This is a genomic window from Streptomyces sp. LS1784 (assembly GCF_020103755.1).
Lineage (GTDB): Bacteria > Actinomycetota > Actinomycetes > Streptomycetales > Streptomycetaceae > Kitasatospora.
Genome location: NZ_JAHSQD010000152.1, coordinates 1 through 15,659 on the forward strand (window position 1 = coordinate 1; position 15,659 = coordinate 15,659).

At 69.9% G+C, this 15,659-nt stretch carries 13 protein-coding genes and 2 pseudogenes; 8 read left to right on the forward strand and 7 right to left on the reverse strand.

Annotation, left to right across the window (positions count from 1 at the left end; translation table 11 throughout):
- On the forward strand, positions 1 to 272 hold a 272-nt coding region (locus tag KS423_RS19075), incomplete at its 5' end, for a hypothetical protein (RefSeq protein ID WP_224280757.1).
- Positions 273 to 502: 230 nt separating this feature from the next.
- Positions 503 to 691 (forward strand): hypothetical protein, encoded by a 189-nt coding sequence (locus KS423_RS19080; RefSeq protein WP_224280768.1) that lies wholly within the window; start codon positions 503 to 505, stop codon positions 689 to 691.
- A gap of 556 nt (positions 692 to 1,247) precedes the next feature.
- Here KS423_RS19080 and KS423_RS19085 read toward each other — a convergent pair.
- From KS423_RS19085 to KS423_RS48520, 3 genes and pseudogenes are all read right to left on the reverse strand, one after another.
- Positions 1,248 to 2,506 (reverse strand): annotated as a pseudogene (locus tag KS423_RS19085) (IS701 family transposase).
- Positions 2,507 to 2,644: 138 nt separating this feature from the next.
- The gene (locus tag KS423_RS19090) at positions 2,645 to 3,145 is read right to left on the reverse strand and encodes a GNAT family N-acetyltransferase (protein WP_224280758.1); all 501 of its coding nucleotides are present in this window, start codon (positions 3,143 to 3,145) and stop codon (positions 2,645 to 2,647) included.
- Between the two features lie 85 nt (positions 3,146 to 3,230).
- A complete protein-coding gene (locus KS423_RS48520; protein ID WP_374119983.1) occupies positions 3,231 to 3,887 on the reverse strand; it encodes a hypothetical protein in 657 nt (218 codons plus the stop codon).
- Positions 3,888 to 4,195: 308 nt separating this feature from the next.
- Between KS423_RS48520 and KS423_RS19100 the strand changes: the two genes are divergently transcribed.
- A complete protein-coding gene (locus KS423_RS19100) occupies positions 4,196 to 4,627 on the forward strand; it encodes a hypothetical protein (protein ID WP_224280759.1) in 432 nt (143 codons plus the stop codon).
- 524 nt (positions 4,628 to 5,151) lie between these two features.
- On the opposite strand, the gene KS423_RS19105 is transcribed toward KS423_RS19100, so the two are convergent.
- The 4 genes from KS423_RS19105 to KS423_RS19125 form a co-directional block, all read right to left on the reverse strand.
- On the reverse strand, positions 5,152 to 6,348 hold the full coding sequence (locus KS423_RS19105; protein ID WP_308020216.1) for a transposase: 1,197 nt from the start codon (positions 6,346 to 6,348) through the stop codon (positions 5,152 to 5,154).
- An 86-nt stretch (positions 6,349 to 6,434) separates the two neighbouring features.
- Positions 6,435 to 7,904 (reverse strand): phosphatidylinositol-specific phospholipase C domain-containing protein, encoded by a 1,470-nt coding sequence (locus KS423_RS19110; RefSeq protein WP_224280760.1) that lies wholly within the window; start codon positions 7,902 to 7,904, stop codon positions 6,435 to 6,437.
- 632 nt (positions 7,905 to 8,536) lie between these two features.
- Complete coding sequence (locus KS423_RS19120) at positions 8,537 to 9,970, reverse strand: M1 family metallopeptidase (RefSeq protein ID WP_224280762.1); 1,434 nt, start codon at positions 9,968 to 9,970, stop codon at positions 8,537 to 8,539.
- A gap of 23 nt (positions 9,971 to 9,993) precedes the next feature.
- Complete coding sequence (locus tag KS423_RS19125; RefSeq protein ID WP_224280763.1) at positions 9,994 to 10,887, reverse strand: M20/M25/M40 family metallo-hydrolase; 894 nt, start codon at positions 10,885 to 10,887, stop codon at positions 9,994 to 9,996.
- A 143-nt stretch (positions 10,888 to 11,030) separates the two neighbouring features.
- On the opposite strand from KS423_RS19125, the gene KS423_RS19130 reads away from it, so the two are divergent.
- From KS423_RS19130 to KS423_RS19150, 5 genes and pseudogenes are all read left to right on the forward strand, one after another.
- Positions 11,031 to 11,768, forward strand: a complete 738-nt coding sequence (locus KS423_RS19130) for a response regulator transcription factor (RefSeq protein WP_224280764.1) — start codon at positions 11,031 to 11,033, stop codon at positions 11,766 to 11,768.
- A complete protein-coding gene (locus KS423_RS19135; RefSeq protein WP_224280765.1) occupies positions 11,758 to 13,608 on the forward strand; it encodes an ATP-binding protein in 1,851 nt (616 codons plus the stop codon). Before KS423_RS19130 ends, KS423_RS19135 begins: the two co-directional genes overlap by 11 nt.
- 78 nt (positions 13,609 to 13,686) lie before the next feature.
- Positions 13,687 to 13,809: pseudogene (locus KS423_RS19140) on the forward strand (IS481 family transposase); the annotation flags it as partial.
- 633 nt (positions 13,810 to 14,442) lie between these two features.
- A complete protein-coding gene (locus KS423_RS19145; protein ID WP_224280766.1) occupies positions 14,443 to 14,790 on the forward strand; it encodes a VOC family protein in 348 nt (115 codons plus the stop codon).
- A 436-nt stretch (positions 14,791 to 15,226) separates the two neighbouring features.
- Positions 15,227 to 15,659 (forward strand): GNAT family N-acetyltransferase (locus KS423_RS19150; protein WP_224280767.1); only part of this gene is annotated, 433 nt, incomplete at its 3' end.

The window sequence follows — 15,659 nt, forward strand, 5'->3', positions numbered from 1 at the left end:
CGGGCCGGGACACCGACACGGGCGTGTACGCCGACACGGAGCGGCGGCGGGGCGCCGTGCTCACCGAACTCGGCGCGGTCCTCCTGGACCTCGGTGACCCGGTCGCGGCCGAGGAAGCCGCCCGCGCCGCCCTCGCCCTGCTCGACGATCCGGACGACGCCTGGGACGAGCTGTTCGTCATCGCCAAGGCCCTGCGAGCCCGCGGCGCCGACGACGAACTCGCCACGTTCCTGGCCGACCACGGACTGACGGCGGAGCACCTCGACGACTGATGCACCGATCGGGCGGCGGCACGCCCTGCCGCCGCCCGCCCCACCACCGCAACCGCCGCGTGCGCCGATCACCTGAGGCCGTGTCGGGTGCCTGCCGGTCGCGCACGATCAGCGGATGTGACATCGGACACATCCGCTCCATTGAGTGCCGATCAGCTTTCCTTTGCAAAACCCATACCTGCAGGCCACATTCGCAACGCGACGTCCCGGACGGGCCGGGGCGCGACGGCATGGAGCGCCTGTTCTTCGACCGGCTGGTGGAGCACTGCCGTCAGGAGGGGCTGATCACGGCCGGGGGCAAGCAGCGTGGCGACTCCACCCATGTCATCAGCGCGGTGCGGGACCTGAACCGGCTGGAGCTGGCCGGGGAGAGCGTGCGCGCGGCGCTGGAGGCGCTGGCCGTTGCGGCGCCGACCTGATCCGGCGATACATGTCATGAGCGGGAGCCTGCCTAGGTCTCGGCGGACGCTCTACTTGCCAGGGATGCACCACGGTGTCGCGCTGCCTCAGCACCTTGGACGGTACCCAAGGACTCCGGCGGCACCAACGAGGGCTGATGGAACTGAGCTCCGGCGAGCTTGACGACTCGCAACCGTAGACTGTTGCCCTGATAATGCTCATTGAGTGGGTGCTTCAGAACGCAGCTCCTGCATCCCGCCCTGACATCGACCTCGATCTGGGGCTGGGCCGGGTCAGAGCCGGGTTGGGTCCTCTGCCGGAGCAAGGTCGTCGGCATTCCGGCGACCTTCAACCGAGTCACCTGCATGCTCGTTCTGATGGAGAACAGCGACGAATGGCGCTCCGTCATGGAGGAGATGCTGAGCCACAGCGTCCCGCGGCTGGACGGAATCCTGATTCATGGCCGAACGGTCAGGTCGAGTGGCGACGCCGAGTCCGCCTGTCGCCGCTATCGGGAGCTACCAGGTCTCGGCGCCCGCCCCCGGTGGTTAGTACTCCAGCCGTAGATGGTGATCTTCATGGTTGGAGAGCGGCTTGGCGTCGGTAGTGGCTGTGGCGGGCGCGGGCTTGGTGGCGTCGTCGCCAGGTGGACCAGCGCAGTTGGTGGGCCACGTCGCTGGCAGGCTGGATGAGCAGGGCGACAAGCAGGCGCTGGATCTCGTTGCAGGTGAGCGGGATCAGTCCGTCGGGGCTGGTCCCGTCGTCGGCCGGGGCCTGGCCGCGCCGTTCGAGGGCGGCGGTGATGGCAAGGAACGCGTGGGCGAGCGGGGCCAGGGTGACCCAGCGGTGCCATGAGTCCCAGCGGTGGACCTGGTGCTCGTCCAGTCCCGCCAGTGTCTTCGAGCTCTGGAATGTCTCCTCTACCGTCCAGCGGCTTCCCGCGATCTTGACCAGCGTGGACAACGGGACCGGGCGGGGCGAGTAGCAGCGGTAGTAGGCCAGTTCACCGGTGCTGCGGTTGCGGCGGACCAGCAGATGCTGATGGCTCGCCGGGTCTCTTGTATTGATGGCGACGTGCGCCCAGTCGTAGTAGCGGTGCCCCTTCGCGCCGTGTCCGGCAGACAGCTTCTGCCAGGCCCTGCGCGGGATGCGCTTGGAAAGGTGGTCGGCGCGCTGGGTCCGGCCGGGGTAGGGACGCGGTGCGTGCGGGAGACCGCAAGCACGTAGCCGAGCCCGCGCCTTTCCAGGGCCGCGCGCAGGTGCGGGTTGTCGCCGTAGACCTCGTCGCCGGCCGCCCACGCGGCCGGGGCACCGGAGTCCAGGGCGCGTTCGATCATCTGCCAAGCCAGCTGCGGCTTGGTCGAGAAGCCGATGTCGTCGGGCACGGCTGCCCGCTCGCAGCGGTCCCGGTCGCCGGTCCAGGACTTGGGCAGGTAGAGGGCACGGTCGATGGCGGCGTGGCCGTGCCGGGAGGTGTAGGTGAGGTAGACCGCGACCTGGGAGTTCTCGATCCGGCCCGCGGTACCGGTGTACTGGCGCTGGACGCCGACGGTCTGCGTGCCCTTCTTCAGGTCTCCGGTCTCGTCGACGACGAGCACCGCCTGGTGGTCCGCCAGGTGCTCCAGGACGAACTCGCGCAGGTCATCGCGGACCCGGTCGGCGTCCCACTTGGCGCGGCCGAGCAGATGCTGCAAGCCGTCCGGGGTGGCGTCACCGGTGTGCTCGGCAATGGTCCAGCAGTTCTTGCGCGGCAGGTCCGAGAGCAATCCGAGGACCAACTGCCGCACCCGGCGGCGGGGTTCGACCCGGGAGAACCGGCCGGCTATCCGGCCCATCAGGCCCTCGAACGCCTCTTGCCATCGAGCAGGGTCTACGCTGTGACCTGCGGCCACCGCATGATCTTCAATCTTCACACACCGATGATCAAGGTGGCCGCAGCCATCCCGCAGCCGGTCCACCGGCAAGATCACGGTCTATGACTGGAGTGCCAGGTCGCGCTGATACCAGGTGCCTGGCTTACCGCTGAGGTCGGCCGGGTCTGCCGGGCCGACCGGGACGAACCCGGCCTTGGTCAGCACCTTCTGGGACGCGGCATTGGCGTGAGCGGTGGCTGCCCGCAGTGTGCGCAGCCCGTGCCGCGCCCTCGCCAGCCGGCACAACTCCCGGACGGTCGCGGTTGCTACGCCGCGGCCGGCGACGTGCTGCGCGACCCGGTAGCCGAGGTTGGCAGTGCCGTCCTCCAAGTCGTACAGGTTGAACCGGCCCAGAACCGAGCCGTCCTCGGCGACCAGCACGTAGAAGGCGCAGATGCCGGCCTCTTGCTCAGCCAGCAAGGCGCTGTACCGGTCGGCGAACTGGTCGTAGAACTCGTCGCCCCGGTCGGGAACCGAGACAGCGAAGTAGGCACGGTTCGCCAGCTCGAATGCCAGGACCGCCGGGGCATGGCCAGCATCCAGCTGCTTCAGCTCGGGCACGGCGCAACTCTACCCAGACGGCGCGCCGAGACCACCTGATTTTCCATCAGCGGCAGACAGCCCCAAGACCATGGCACATCACGATCTACAGCTGGAGTATTAGGGCGTCGGGCTGAGGGGACGGGCCGGGGACCGGAAGTAGGCGGCGGGTCGGGGCACGGTGCAGGTGGGTGGCCTCGGTAGTGACTGCTTGCCAAAGGGCAGGCAGGGAGATCGCGGCCGCGTCCACCGTTTCAGTCTCCCCTCTTTGCGGCATGTCCGCGGCCGTCAGGCACTGGCCAAGGCCGAGGTCATTGCGCAGCCGGCGAAGGGCGGCTTGCTCCACCAGGTATGCCTCGGCGCCGCTGTCGCAGTGGAGAACTTGGATGACCTCCCAGCCGTGGCGCCGGTGGACCGCGAGCCGGTCGGTGCGGGCGTTTACCCCGGTGATGCCGATCTTGTGGGCGCCCAGCTCCCGGTGTGTGATCGCGTACAGGACGGCGGGTCCGGCGAAGTCGAAGCCGGCCGTCCTCGCCCCGCTTCGAACACCTCCTACGTCAGTGTGATGGCGGAGTCGGACGTGGCGCACCTGGACGCGGTCGGCCGTGGATGATCTCCACAGCACCGCGAGAGCGGGTTTGGGTTGGATGGTGAAGGCGGTGGTTTCGCTGTAGGGCGTGTTGGTGGTGAGGTAGTGGTGGAGGCAGCCGAGGAAGCGGTCGTAGAGGTTGCACTGGGCGGAGGCGTGGCGGTCGCAGGCCATGCACCGGCGGTCGTAGTCGGCTCTGGCGTCTGGTGACGCGGTGAGGGAGGCGAAGGCCCAGAGATAGCCGACCGCGGCCAGACGCTGGTTCTTGCCCGGCGGACCATGACCGCGTGTCTCTGCCGGAGGCTCGCGTGATCGGTGCTGATCCGGCGTAGGCCGTGAGGGGGCCGAGGTCGAGTTCCAGGTGGATTCCTGGCGCGCACGGGCGAAGAATTCAATGCGCTGAGCGAAATATATCCTGGATGCGCATTTTGCGCCTTGAAATGATTTTGCGGAATACGGCCCGTACCATAGGCTCCCCCGTCATGAGCGACACCCCTGCAAAGCGCCACTGGCGCACGACCCTATTCCTCTGGGTCGGCCTTCCCTTCATCGCCGTCCTCGGCATCACCAAGGCCGCACCCGACCTCGTGCCGGCCTGGCAGGCGCAGAGCGGCAGCGGGGTCGTCGGAACGTTCACCGCCGCCCGCACGACCTGCAGCCACGGGTCCTGTGACTTCTACGGGACTTGGACGTCGGCGGATGGCGCCACCGTCCGCACGGACATCCTCCTGTACGACGAACCGGATTCCCTGCAGATCGGCGGAACGGCCACGGCGCTGGATTCCGGCGCCCACGGCGGCGTTTTTGGCACAGGGGGCGGCTCCTCCTATCTGTTGGTGACGGCCTTTGCCGTCGGCGGTGTGGCGGCGGCAATTGCCTGGCCGGTTTTTCTCTGGCGCACCTGGCGTGATTGACGCAAGCGCCAGAATCCCTCGCCGAAGGCCGCTGAGGCAACCGCCTGACCCGGGGCTCGGCGCAGGCCGGGCAGACCCGGGCTATGACGCGACGAGGCCCCGCCGACCGGACCGACAGACGTACGTCGCGTCGGCCGTTGGCTGACGGATCTCATCGCGACAGATGCGATCTCGCGTACCGCCCGCCGCTGCGCCGGGTGCGCCACTACGCTCGCCCCCGGGGTTTCAGGGGCGCGCTGACGGGGGTGGCTGCGGGGCGTGGCCGGTGCTCGGGGTGCTGGCAGCGGTGGTGGTCGTGGACGGGGCGCTACTGACGGCAGCCTTCTCCACCCAGCCGACTCCCCCGGGGGCAGCGACTACAGCACGGTGATGAGTTGGGCTTCCTTGCCCGATTACCGGCCGCTTCGACGTCACCGGCGCCTGGTGTGCCTGGCCGGCGTCGCCGTCATCATGTACGCCCCGCGCGGGCACTGACCGGCTTCGTCCCAAGCCTGAAGCAGGGCCGCACGTGGCGACCCGGCAGGTCAGGCCGCGATGGCCAGTTCGAGCTTGGGCGGGACAGGGAAGGCAGTGGTCTCGCTGTAGGGCGTGCCGGTGGCGAGGCAGTGGTGGAGGCAGCCGAGGAGCCGGTTGTAGAGGTTGCGCTGGGCGGAGCTGTGGCGGTCGCCGGCCTTGCGCCGGCGATCGTAGTGGGCCCTGGCGCCGGTCGACGCGGTGAGCGAGGCGAAGGCCCAGACGTAGCCGACCGCGGCCAGGCGCTGGTTCTTCACCCGGCGGACCATGACCGCGTGGCTCTTTCCGGAGGCGCGGGTGACTGGCGCTGATCCGGCGTAGGCCTTGAGCGCCTTGGCGTAGGCCTTGAGCGCCTTGGCGTCGGCGAAGCGGGTGCGGTCGTCGCCGATCTCGGCGAGGACCCGGGCGCCGCTGAGTGCGTCGAGGCCGGGGAAGCTGGTGATGATCGCGGCGTCGGGGTGCTGCTCGAACAGCTCGACCGAGGCTTCGGCGAGGTCGTCCGCAGTGGTGCAGGCGGCCTCGAACTTGCCCAGCAGGGCCAGGGCCTGGCGGCCCATCGCCTGCTCGACAAGCGGGAGTTGGCGCATCTGCGCAAGGCGGAGGGCGGCGTGCAGGCGCTCGACCTCGGCGTCGATTCCGCGCTGGCGGCCTGCACGCTTGAGCACCGCCTTCAGCTGGGCGCGGGTGAGTCGGGCGGCCTGGCCGGGAGTCGGTGCGGTGGCCAGCAGGGTGCGGGCCAGCGGCGCGGTGAGTCCGCCGGTGATCGGCTGGACGGCGGCGAGGTAGCCGGGGAAGTACTCGCGCAGGTGGGAGCGGAGCTTGTTGCCGGCCTGGGTGCGGTCCCAGACGGCGTCCTGCTGGGCGCGGGCGAGGACGGCGACGACCTGGGCGAGTTCGCTGTCTGCCGGCAGCGTGCGGTGGGCGTCCGCGTCGGTGCGCAGGATGTTCGCCAGTACCATCGCGTCGAGGTGGTCGGACTTCTTTCGGGCCACGGTGTGGCGCTCGCGGTAGCGGGCGGCGGCCATCGGGTTGACGGCGTAGACGGGGCGGCCGGTGGACCGCAGGCGACCAGTGACGCCGCCGAGCCACGTCGCCGGCCATCGAGCTGTAGCACCACCCTCCAGCGGCCTCGACCGCACCGGCACCACCCGGCTCCGGCTGCGCTTCGCGGCCCCGCAGGCCGCGACGGCATAGCTCTTCCTCGTCACCACGGTCGAGTACCGGTAGGCACGCCGGGAAGGACCGGTCCGGCACCGCACGGGGGCGGTGCCGGACCGGTCCTTTCGGCCTGGTGTCAGCGCTTGGGGCAGGCGGCCTGGGTGACCTTGCCGGCCTTGTCGCCGGTGGTCGCGGGGTCCAGGGTCAGGCACCGGCCGGTCCACTGGTTGATGAAGTAGTAGCCGCGCGAGTTGCCGTTGCTGTCGATGTTGGTCGGCATGACGTTCCACAGCTGGTTGCCGGAGGACCACTGGGTCTCGCACGGCCACCAGAACAACTGCGTGCCGTCGCCGGGCGGTGTGCCGTTGTTGTAGGGGACGGTCAGGCAGGAGCCGTTGCCCGCCTTGATCCAGTAGTAGCCCTTGCCGTCGTAGTTCGGCTTGGTGGCCGTCCACTGGTGGCTGCTGGGCGCCGGGTTCGCGCAGGCCCGCTGCGTGACCAGGCCGCCGGAGCCGTCGGGGAACTCGTCACCGCGCACCATGCACCGGTTGCTGTTGTAGGTGCTGACGTACTGCTTGGAGTCGGTGACGACCCACACCGCCGGGTCGGGCTCGAAGACGTAGTTGTCGCGGTTGAGCTCATCGACCACGGACAGCGGGGTGTTGCCCGACTTGTCGGAGAGCTGGTAGTGGTCCACCGCGACGAAGTTCGGGTTGCGGCCCGCAGCGGGCCGGCAGGACTTCTCGATGCGGCTCTTGAGCTGGGACCCGTTGTCGATCTTGGCGTAGGCCTCCGGGTCGAGGTTGTCCGAGCTGAACTGGTTCATGGTGAACAGCGGGGTCAGGTTGCTCGTCCCCGGCATGGGGTTCTGGTTCAGTGGCTGGCTCTCCCCGCGCGGCTCGCAGCCGTACGGCTGCCCCAGGCCGTAGCTGTACCGGTTCTCCACGGTGTGCGTCCAGGTGTTCATCAGCGTGCCGGAGCCGACCGCCTGGTCACTCCAGCTGTCCTGGAAGATCACGAGGCGCTGGTTGGCGGCGACCATGTCGCGCAGGCGGGGCCAGTTGCTGCTGAAGATGCCCCAGTCGTTCTGGTTGAAGAGCAGCTTGCCGGCGCCCTTGGCGTCCAGCATGTCGGTGATCGTCTTGCTGAGCGTCTGCGGGCTGGCGTAGTTCTCCAGGAAGACCGTCACCACCTCCTGCGGGTTCTTCTGCAGGAAGTTCACGATGGTCAGGAGCCCCGACTTGAACTCCTCGTAGCACAGAGACGTACTGCCGTGGCACATCTCGACGGGCGCGGTGCCCTTGGGGTCCCAGGTGTCGAGCATCAGCCCCCGCACGCCGCCCTCGAGCTGCTGCTGGATGCTCTGCGACTGGTTCGGCGGAACGGGGAACCCGTTCCAGTTGTTGGCGTAGGCGTTGTGCGACGTCACCCACGACCACTGGTGGTAGCGCGCGTTCCCGTACTTGCTGCTCGCCGCCGTCGCGCCCGTGGGTGCCGTCAGCATCGAGGCCAGGACGAGGAGTGGGATCACCGGCAGGGCGAACAGGCGCAGCAGGCGAGCACGGCGGTCGGTGCCCCGACGGGGCACGGCACCACTGGTTCTCATTGTGAAGTTCCCTGGTGGAAAGCGGCCGTCGGCGTCCGCGGGAGCGGTACGCCAAAGACCGGAGGTCTGGAGGTTCCCCCGAGCCCGCCGGGCGGGCCGCACACGGGAGGGCGGCACAGCGGCGACGGACCGGCCCGGCGGGGGTTGGTCGGGCCCCCGTCCGGGTCGCCCTCAGCTAACCGTGCCGGGCCGGTGGCGGACCAGGCGGTTCCACCGGCAGAAGTACCGTCCGGCATACTTCTGCCGGACGGAATCGGCGGACCGGCCACCCCGCGCGCGGCACCGGGGACACAGCAGCCATGGGGACGGACACACCGGCCACCGGCGGGTTCGGCGCACGCCTGCTCCGCCTGCGCACCGGCGCCAAACTGAGTCAGGAGGCGCTGGCGCACGTCGCCGGGTGAGCGTGCGGGCCCTGTCCCAGGCCCGGCTGGCCGCTGATGAGAACGGCTGGTTGAGCCGCGCGGACGTCTGCCCGGGATCTCCGTCCCGGCCTGTGGCGGACCCGGGGTCCAGGTGCTGGATCGCGGCCTGACCCGGGTGCATCACTGCAAAGTAGCGGGAATTACCGGTTGTCACTACCGAAAGTGCGCCAGAGTCGAAGACCGTACAGACCCATCTTCAGCGGACTTCTAACTGTCGGCCAGCGGGGCCAGGGTGCCGGGGTAGAGGTATTCCTTCGGGGGGATCGTCGTGCTGTGGGCCCAGGCGTCGAAGAAGCCCTTGAGGTCCTTGCCGGACACCTTCGCGGCCAGGGCCTCGAACTGCGGGAAGGAGGCGTTGCCGTAGGCGTGGTCGGCGGTCCAGCGCTTGAGGGTGCCGAAGAACGCGTCGTCTCCGACGGTGCGCCGCAGGGCGTGCATCATCAGGGAGCCCTTGAAGTAGAGGGCCGGGGCGAGCTCGTTGCCCTGGCCGGGGTCGTACAGCTTGGTGGACCAGTACGCCGGGTTGTTCCTGTTCTCTTCGATGTTGCGGGCGTAGAACGTGGTGTCGAGGTTCGAGCCCTTGTGTTCCTCCCACAGCTGGTTGGCGTACTGGGCGACGCATTCGGCGATGCAGCCGTCGCGCCAGTCGGTGAACGAGACGCTGTCGCCGAACCACTGGTGGGTGATCTCGTGGACCGCCGCGGCGTCCCAGAAGTAGTTGGTGTAGGTGGGTCGGCTCTGGGTCTCCAGGTCCGGCGCGCCCGTACCCGACTCCTTGGGCCAGCTGCGGACGATGGCACCCGCGGAGGAGAACGGGTACGGGCCGAACTTCGAGGCCAGGAAGGCGAGGATCTCCGGCTGCTGGGCCTCGGTCGCCTTGGCCGTCTCGTCGATCGGCACGTCCGGGCCGTAGGCCGTGATGACCGGTGTCCCGTCGGGCAGCTCCGAGCGGTGGACGGTGAACTTGTCGATGGCGACCGTGCTGAGGTAGGTCGCCATCGGCTTGTCCTCGCGCCAGCGGAAGGTCGTCGAACCGCCCGCGCTGGTGGTCGGACCGGGCCGGCCGTTGCCGATGGCCGTCCAGCCGTCGGGGACGGTCGCGGTGAGCGAGAAGGTGGCCTTGTCGGACGGGTGGTCGTTGGAAGGGAACCAGGAGGTTGCGGAGTGCGGCTCGCCCATCGCGTTGACGCCGCCGGACACCAGCAGGTGCCAGCCCTCGGGGTCGGGCTTGCCCGCGTACACCACCCGCACCGCGAAAGTGGCGCCGCCGGACACCCGGCGGGCGGGTTCGATGTCCAGCTTGTGCGCGCCGGAGCGGGAGAACGACTTCGCCGGGGTGCCGTTCACGGTGACGGAGGCGACCTGGAAGCCCTTGAGGTCCAAGGAGAGGCGGTCCAGCGACCGCAGGGCCCGGGCGGTGACGGTTGTGTCGCCCTTCAACAGGCCGGGCTGCGCCGGGTCGTAGGCGATCCGGACGTCGTAGTTCGCCACGTCGTAGCCGGCGTTGCCGTCGTCGGGGAAGTAGGGGTCGCCGGCCCCGGCCGCTCCCGCGGGGACGGTGGCCAGGGCGACGCCGAGGACGGTGGCGGCCGCCACCAGGGTGGCGGCCTTGCGGCGGTGGTGGCTCGGTGGTGTGCGCATCTGCGGCTCCTGGGGACGGGTGGTCAGGACCGGACGGGGGAGGAGGTGGTGGCGGGGGTGGCGGGTGTCTTGGTGGCGAACTGCCACACCACGCCGATCAGGGCGTTGGTGCTGGTCGCCTGCGTCGCGGGGTCGACGTTGGCGAGGTTGTCGCATGCGCTGTGGAGGCAGTCCGAGACGCCGCTGCTGAACCCGGACGACGGGATGCCGGCGTCCCCGAACGACTGGGTGTCGGAGCTGTCCAGCGGGATGTCGAACGTGGCGAGGCCCCGGGCGCCGAACCAGTTCTCGAAGGCCTGGAAGGCCGCGGTCTCACCGTTCTTCGCGTCCTTCACCACAAGGTACTGCTGGAGGTTCCTGCTGCCCGCCTGGTCGAGGTTGAGGTACAGGTCGATGGCCTTGCGGTCGGCGGTGGAAAGGTTCTTGACGTAGTCCGCCGAGCCGGCCATCCCCAGCTCCTCCGCTCCCCACCAGGCGAAGCGCAGGTGCCGCTCGGGCTTCAGCTTGGCCTTGGCCACCTGCAGGGCGGTGGTCAGGACGGCCGCCGAGCCGGAGCCGTTGTCGTTGATCCCCGGGCCCATCGGGACGCTGTCCAGGTGGGCGCCGGAGAGCAGTACGTGGTTCGGGTCGCCGCCCGGCCAGTCGGCGATCAGGTTGTAGCCGTCCTTGCCGTCGTGGGAGAAGTGGCGCAGCTGCGTCCGGAAGCCGGCCCGGTCCAGGGCCTGCTTCACGTACGCCACCGACTCCGCGTACCCCCGGGTGCCGTGCGCGCGGTTGCCGCCGTTGCGGTCCGCGATCCGTTGCAGGGCCTGGAGGTGCGGCATCACCTCCGCCGCCGCGACGGCGGGGACGGCGGACAGCAGCAGGGCTGCCCCGAGGGCGAGGGCGGTGAGGGACACCGGACGGGGGGAGGGCATCACACGGGAGCCTTTCGGAGGCGGGGCCGGGGCGCTCCCCCGGCGGGTTGCACCCACCCTGGTCCGTCGGTGTCAGGAACTTGTCGAGAGGCTGTCGTGAACCGGTGGGGGATGCCTCCGGAGGGCGAATTACGATCATCCTCATGTGCGCACATGTCGTGGTTGCCGAGGACGATCCCAAGCAGGCCGACCTGGTCCGCCTGTACCTGGAGCGGGAAGGGCATCGTGTGGTCGTCGTCCACGACGGCCGCGCCGCGCTGGAGCAGGCCCGGAGCGGCCCGACACAGCTCCTGGTCCTCGATGTGATGATGCCCGTCATGGACGGACTCGACGTCTGCCGCGCCCTGCGCGCCGAATCCGCCGTCCCGGTGCTGATGCTGACCGCCCGCAGCACCGAGGAGGACCTGCTGCTCGGGCTCGACCTCGGCGCCGACGACTACCTCACCAAGCCCTACAGCCCCCGCGAACTCGTCGCCCGGGTGCGCGCCCTGCTGCGTCGCGGCTCCCGCCCGCTGTCTCAGGACGCCGCCGCGCAGACGGCGACGCCCGTCGCCCCGTCGGCGGCGGTGCTGACCACCGGGGCCCTCACCGTCGACCCCCTGCGCCACGAGGTCACCGCGGACGGACGGCCCGTCAGCTGCACGCCCGGTGAGTTCCGGCTGCTGGAGGTGCTGGCCGCCCAGCCCGGCCGGGTCTTCACCCGGGCCCAGCTGCTGGAGCACCTGCACGGCATCGACCGGTACATCACCACCCGGACCGTCGACACTCACGTGATGAACCTGCGTCGCAAGATCGAGCCCCAACCACGGCTCCCCACGCGTCTCTTGACTGTCTACGGCATCGGCTACAAGCTTGCGGAAGGGCCGCGCGGTGCGTCGTGACACCCCGCCGCACCGCAGCCTGCTGCTCCGGCTGCTCGCCCTCTCCGCCCTGGTCTCCCTCTGCTCCATCGCCGCGACGGCCTGGCTGACCGCCCGCACCACGACGGGCGTGATCAGGCAGGAGCGGCGTCAGGTCCTCGCGGACCAGGCCCGGATCTACCACGAACTGCTCGGCTACGCCGCGACCCACCCCGACTGGACCGGCGCGGAGTCGACCGTGCGGCGGCTCGCCGCCGACACCGGGCAGCACATCCTGCTGGCCACACCGCGCTTCGAGCCGGTCATCGACTCCGCGTCCGCGGCGCCGGCCCCGAACACGGCCGCGGACCGCACGGCCCTGCCCCACACCCCCACCACCACCGTCGACCCGCTCTCCGTCGATCTCGCCATGCTGCCCGATGCCCCCGCCGACCGGATCGACGCCCGCGCCGTGGGCCCGTTCCGGCTGACGACCGCCGAGCGCACGGCCATGGAGGAGGCCGCACGGAACCGGGCCGGCTGCCTGCGGTCGGAACTGGGCGTCGAGGCGACCGTCACCGACGACCCCGCCGGACACCCCGTGGTGAGCGTCCCCGGCGACCACGCCCCCAGCGCGCGCTGCGCGTCCCCCCTGGTGCTGGACGCCCCGACCCGCACCGAGAGCGCGGCCCTCGCCGACCTCACCGCACTCGTCAACGCCTGCCTGGAGCGCCAGCAGATCCGGCCCGTCACGCTGTCCCTGGCGCTGCAGTGGTCCCCGTCCCGTGACCCGGCGCAGGAACAGGTGATCTCCGCCTGCCTCGCCAACTCCCGCCGGCAGCAACTCGTCCGGTACGTGGCACCGCCCGTGCTGCTGTTCGTCGGCGCACCCGCCGGGGCGGAGGATCCGGCCCCCGTCCTGTCCGCCCCCCACCGCGGGCGGGTCGCCGAGGTCGCCGCGCTGGTCCTGGCGATCACCGTGGCGATCACCACGACGGTCGGACTGCGGCTCTCCCGGCCGCTGAACGCACTCACCCGCGCCGCCAGGCGGATGACCGACGGGGACCTCTCCGCCCGGGTGGCCACGACCGGCCGCGACGAGATCGCCGGACTCGCCGCCGCCTTCAACGCCATGGCTCAGCGCCGCGAACAACTCGAGGAGCTGCGCCGGGCGATGGTGGGCGACATCGCGCACGAACTGCGTACCCCGCTCAGCAACATCCGCGGTTGGCTGGAGGCCGTCGAGGACGGCATCGTCACCGCCGACGGAGCCCTGACGAGTTCGCTGCTGGAGGAGGCCCTGCTGCTTCAGCACGTGATCGACGACCTGCGGGACCTCGCCGCCGCCGACGCCGGCGAACTCGCCCTGCACCGCCGGCTCGTGGACGCCGAGGACCTGCTCGCCCAGGTCGCCACCGCCCACGGCGCCCGGGCACAGGCGTCGGGCGTGACCCTGACCGTCGAACCGGTCGCGGCCACGGCCGGATACGAGGTGTTCGCCGACCCGGTGCGTTTGCGCCAGATGGTGGGCAACCTGGTCGCCAACGCCGTCCGGCACACCCCGGAGGGCGGCACGGTCACCCTGCGGACCCGCCTGGACGCCGACGCCCTGCTCATCGAGGTCGCCGACAGCGGCAACGGCATCGCTGCGGCGGACCTGCCGCTGGTGTTCGAGCGCTTCTGGCGGGCCGAGAAGTCCCGCAACCGCCAGAGCGGCGGCAGCGGTCTCGGCCTCGCCATCGTCCGGAAGCTCGCCGAGATCCACGGCGGCGACGTCCACGCGGCCAGCACGCCTGGAACCGGCTCGGTGTTCACCGTGCGCCTTCCCACCACGGCTGCCGCCCCACCGCAGGCCCCCGGCGGCCGGCGGAACGACCGTTGAGGGTGCTCAGGACATCAGGCACGACGCCTGAGGGACTCGTCGGCGACGCTACGCCTGGCCCCGTCCAGGGCTACGATCACCGGCCGCGTGATCCGACGTTACGAGCACTGTGCACCGGGCGAGTTGGTCCACGTCGATATCAAGAAGCTCGGCAACATTCCCGACAGCGGCGGCCACAAGGTCCCGGGCCGACAGGCCGGGTGCACGACCCGTTCCGACGCCCAGTACTCGCAAGCCCACACCGCGTGGGAGGCCTGCCGTTCGGCCTCCGCCAGCCGCGCCGACTCGGCCGCTGCTCCTCGGCCAGCCCGGCCGCCTCCAGGTCACCACTCCAGGGCCGCAGCACCGACGCCATCGGGTTGCAGTTGGCCGCGCCAGCGCGGTGCGGTCCCGGGCGTCATCGAGGTGCGGCCTCAGCACCGTCACGAAACCGCATCCTGATGAAATCGATTTGCGGCCACGAACAATTCGGTCCGGGAGACTCAAAGAACCACGCCAAGACGCATTGAACTGTTCCACGAAGATGCCACCACAGACCTCCCGAAGATATCACCGAAGATTTCACCGCGGATAGCCCCGGAAGCACCATCGCAGGCTCCTGGCCATGGGCCACGGCGCTGCTCGCCCGGTGGAGCCCGAGGCTACCTGCCCCGCCCCCACAGTCACACCGCCGGGCCTGCGCCAGGTGGGGTGGCCGCCGCGTCTGGCCCTGGCCCCGCGGGCGGGGCCCGTCCGGCCCGGCATCGTCCCGTGCTGCGCCCTGCGCGGCGGTGGGTGTGCCGTACTACTTGTGGAGGGTCTCGGAGCCATGTCTGTTCTTATCTGGAGTCGTCGATGTCTGTTCGCCGTGTCGTGCCCAACATTCAGTCAGAGACTGCGCAGGAGAACCGGGAGTTCTATGGCCTGCTGGGCTTCGAGGAGGTCATGAACCACGGCTGGATCATGACCCTCGCCTCAGCGTCCAGTCCGGCGGCGCAAGTCAGCTTCATGACCAGCGACGAGACTGCGCCGGTCACCCCCGACATGAGTGTCGAAGTGGATGATGTGGACGCGGCCTATGCGGCCATGCGGGACAGCGGTGCGGAGATCGTCCACCCCCTGCAGGATGAGGAGTGGGGCGTGCGGCGGTTCTTCGTCCGTGACCCCAACGGCCGCGTGGTCAACGTGCTGAGCCACCGCTGACGCCGCTTTCCGCACGGCCGGAAAGATGCCGGTCACAGCCACTCGTTGACGGCTGCGACCAGCACGGTCGCTTCGTAGCGGACCGCGTGCTTGTCGTACCGGGTGGGTGCGCCACGAGGTGACATGGAGTCGAGTGAGGTGTGAGACCTGCACCGCCGGGTTGTCGCAGCAACCTGACTGAAGCTGGGGGCAGTTCGTCTCGGGGGATGTCGAGGTGAGCGGTAAGCAGCCCTGACAATGCCGGGACGGACCGGCACTGCCAGACGGTCCGGGTCCGGCTAGCGAGACGGGAAGGTGTACGCGAGGGACCAGCGTTTGACGCCACCGACTCCTACCGACTCGCCAGCACCAGGGCGCGAACGGAGCAGCGCGCCAAAATCGGGTGACATCTGACTGGGCGGCCTGAAGCGGTGGATGATCGACGAGGATCGTTGCCATGACCTACGTGATCGAAGCTGCTCGTCCGGACGACTCCGCGCAGCTGGGGCCGCTGCTGCTGAGGGCTTGGCTGCAGACATACCCCAACCCGGAGGTGGGGATCGACGAGGACTGGATCCGTGAGCATCGCGGCTCGTCAGCTACCGCGGAAGGCATCAACCAGTGGCGGGAGTTCATCGAGGCAGCGAACCAGGAGCCGGACCTGCTGTTCTGCCGTGTCCTCCGTTCTGAAACCGAGATCGTCGGCGTTCTCTGCGGGCGCCGCGGCGAGATGGTCACTCTCGGACCGATGTATCTGCTGAACCACGTCCAGGGCCAGGGACTCGGTGGCCGCATGATGACCGAGTTCCTCACCTGGGCCGGAGCCGCACCCATAGGCCTATGGGCCACCGACTACAACGACAGCGCGGTCCGCTTCTATCAGCGCCACG

Excerpts from the sequence above, each read along its gene's own strand:
- KS423_RS19080 (WP_224280768.1), top strand. The coding sequence starts at position 503 with ATGGAGCGCCTGTTCTTCGACCGGCTGGTGGAGCACTGCCGTCAGGAG.
- KS423_RS48520 (WP_374119983.1), bottom strand. The coding sequence starts at position 3,887 with ATGGCCTGCGACCGCCACGCCTCCGCCCAGTGCAACCTCTACGACCGC.
- KS423_RS19100 (WP_224280759.1), top strand. The coding sequence starts at position 4,196 with ATGAGCGACACCCCTGCAAAGCGCCACTGGCGCACGACCCTATTCCTC.
- KS423_RS19110 (WP_224280760.1), bottom strand. The coding sequence starts at position 7,904 with ATGAGAACCAGTGGTGCCGTGCCCCGTCGGGGCACCGACCGCCGTGCT.
- KS423_RS19120 (WP_224280762.1), bottom strand. The coding sequence starts at position 9,970 with ATGCGCACACCACCGAGCCACCACCGCCGCAAGGCCGCCACCCTGGTG.
- KS423_RS19125 (WP_224280763.1), bottom strand. The coding sequence starts at position 10,887 with ATGCCCTCCCCCCGTCCGGTGTCCCTCACCGCCCTCGCCCTCGGGGCA.
- KS423_RS19130 (WP_224280764.1), top strand. The coding sequence starts at position 11,031 with ATGTGCGCACATGTCGTGGTTGCCGAGGACGATCCCAAGCAGGCCGAC.
- KS423_RS19145 (WP_224280766.1), top strand. The coding sequence starts at position 14,443 with ATGTCTGTTCGCCGTGTCGTGCCCAACATTCAGTCAGAGACTGCGCAG.